At 70.0% G+C, this 2,368-nt stretch carries 2 protein-coding genes; both read right to left on the bottom strand.

Annotation, left to right across the window (positions count from 1 at the left end; genetic code table 11):
* Positions 1-248: 248 nt before the first annotated feature.
* A complete protein-coding gene (locus H5J30_RS27765; protein ID WP_258563565.1) occupies positions 249-1,553 on the bottom strand; it encodes an extracellular solute-binding protein in 1,305 nt (434 codons plus the stop codon).
* Positions 1,550-2,368 (bottom strand): carbohydrate ABC transporter permease (locus H5J30_RS27760; protein WP_220189441.1); only part of this gene is annotated, 819 nt, incomplete at its 5' end. The genes H5J30_RS27765 and H5J30_RS27760, both read right to left, overlap by 4 nt.

The raw sequence follows: 2,368 nt of genomic DNA, 5'->3' as shown, positions 1-2,368 counted from the left end.
AGGAGGTGGCGGCGGCGCTGCGGGGCGCGGCCGGGCGACGGGACGTGTACCTGGTGCCGGGTGAGGGGGTGCGCGTCGCGGACTTCTCGCTGCGCTGAGCCGGGGCCCGGGTTGGTGGTCCGCGGCGGGCGGGAGGACGGCCGCCCGCCGCGGACGCCGGATCCGACGCCGCCGGCACAGGGCACCACGGGCCGGCGGCGTCGGGGCTTGCGGGATCCCCGGGGGGATCCGGGGGTATCCGGGGGTGTTCAGTCCCCGGAGACGGCGATGGACTGGAACTCGCGGAGCACCTTCTCCGGCGCCGAGTTCTGGCTGACGGCCTTGCCCAGGTCGTTGCCCATCACCCCGAGCAGCTCGGCCCAGACCGGCCGCGTCGTGGGGTCGAACCGGGCCCGGCCGGTCATCCCCACGTACCGCCCGACCCGCCGGTCGTCCTTGAGCACGTCCACCGCCGACTGCGTCGTCGGCAGCAGGCCCTCGGCCTTCAGGTACGGCACGTAGTTGTCGGGCCGGTAGAAGAAGCTGAGGAAGTCGCGGACCAGCTCGCGGTTGCCGGACTTCTTGAACGCCATCAGGTAGTCCTGGATCCCGTGCGCGACGGGCTCGGCGCCGTGGCTGACCGGGTGCACGGCGAGCCCGTAGTCGACGTCGCCCTTCTCGATCAGGTCCAGGAACGCCCGCGCGCCGAAGGCGCCGTAGACCATCGCGGCCTTGCCCTGGGCGAACAGCGGCCAGGTGCCGTCGGGGCGGTTGGTCTGGCCGGGGTTGGGCTGGGTGTAGCCGCGCTTGCTGAGGTCCTGGAGGAAGCCGAGCGTTTCGACGTTGCGGTCGCTGTCGATGGCCCACTTGCCGTTCTCGGTCCAGCCGCCGCCGTTGGCGCGGGCCCAGGTGCCGAACTCGTAGTGCCCGGACTCGATGCCGAGGGCCAGCCCGTACGGGACGTACGTGCCCGGCAGCGCCTTGATCCGGTCGACGGCGTCGAGGAACTGGTCGCGGGTCTCCGGCGGGCCGTCGAAGCCGGCCTCGCGCAGGATCGCCTTGTTGTAGTACATGCCGTTGACGGTGGCGAGGAACGGCAGCGCGTACTGCGTGCCCCGGAAGGAGGCGTTGTCCGCGAAGGCGGGCATGAAGTCGCCGTAGACCTCGGGGGTGAGGACGTCCTCGGCGGGGTGCAGCAGGTCGGCGTCGGCGTAGTCGGCGAAGAGGTTGAGGTTGGCGATGTCGGGCAGCTGGCCGGTCTGCACCATCGTGTTGATCTGGGTCTGGAGGTTGCCCCAGTCGATGATCTGCAGCTTGACGCTCTTGCCGGGGTTCTTGTCCTCGAACCTCGCGACGAGCTTGCGCCAGTACGGCTGCGTGCCGTCGGTGTACTGCGCGATGACGACCTTGATGGCGTTCGGGTCGCCGGCCTGGACGGGCCGGCCGCAGGCCGCGGCCAGCGCGCCGAGCGCGGAGGCGGAGGCGAGCGCGCCGCCGGTGCGCAGGACGGCCCTTCTGCTGGGCCTTCCGCCGGGCCGGCTGCCGGAGCCGCTGCCGGGCATGGGGTGGCTCATTTCGTGCTGCCCTTCGTCAGGCCGCTCACCAGGTACCGCTCGATGAGTGCGAACAGGATCACCGCGGGCACGATCGCCATCAGGGAGGCGGCGAAGAGGTACTGGTAGTTCGTCTCGTACAGGCCCACGAACTGCTGCACGCCGACGGTGAGCGGCACCCGGTTCTCGGTGGGCTCGTTGAAGACGGTCAGCGAGATGACGAACTCGTTCCAGACCTGGATGAACGTGAAGATCGTGACGGTGATGAGCGCGGGGGCCGCGAGCGGCAGCGCCATCCGCACCATGATCCGGAAGCGGCCGAGCCCGTCGAGCATCGCCGCCTCGTCTATCTCCAGGGGTATGGAGCTGAACTGGGTGTGCAGGATCCAGATCGCGAAGGCGATGTTGAAGGCGCAGTTGACCGCGATGATGAACCAGTAGCTGTGGATCCCGCCGGTGAAGACCGCCTCCCGGTACAGGCCGATGAGCAGCGCCACCGCGGGGAACATCTGGGAGACCAGCACGAGCCCGAGGAACGCGCCCCGGCCGCGGAAGTTCGTCCGCGCCAGGATGAACGCGGCGGGCGCGGCGATCAGCAGCACGACGACGGTGGAGACCAGCGCGACGATGAGGCTGACCTTGAAGTAGCTGGCCAGCGGGATCTTGTCCCACACGTCGGCGTAGTTGGACCAGGCCCACTCGTCGGGCAGGTAGTCGGCGGGCACCTGGAACAACTCGGCGTCGGTCTTCAGCGAGCCGAGGAACATCGCGACGTACGGCGCGAGGAAGAACAGCGCGACGCAGAGCCCGGCGAGCGGCAGCCCGATGTGCCGCAC

Source organism: Streptomyces phytophilus (assembly GCF_013870535.1).
Taxonomy (GTDB): Bacteria; Actinomycetota; Actinomycetes; order Streptomycetales; family Streptomycetaceae; genus Streptomyces; species Streptomyces phytophilus.
Note: the sequence above shows the minus strand (reverse complement) of the source record. Positions and strands in the feature narration are given on the sequence as shown.

Bases quoted from the DNA above. Each gene is read 5' to 3' on its own strand.
- H5J30_RS27765 (WP_258563565.1), bottom strand. From the start codon at position 1,553: ATGAGCCACCCCATGCCCGGCAGCGGCTCCGGCAGCCGGCCCGGCGGA.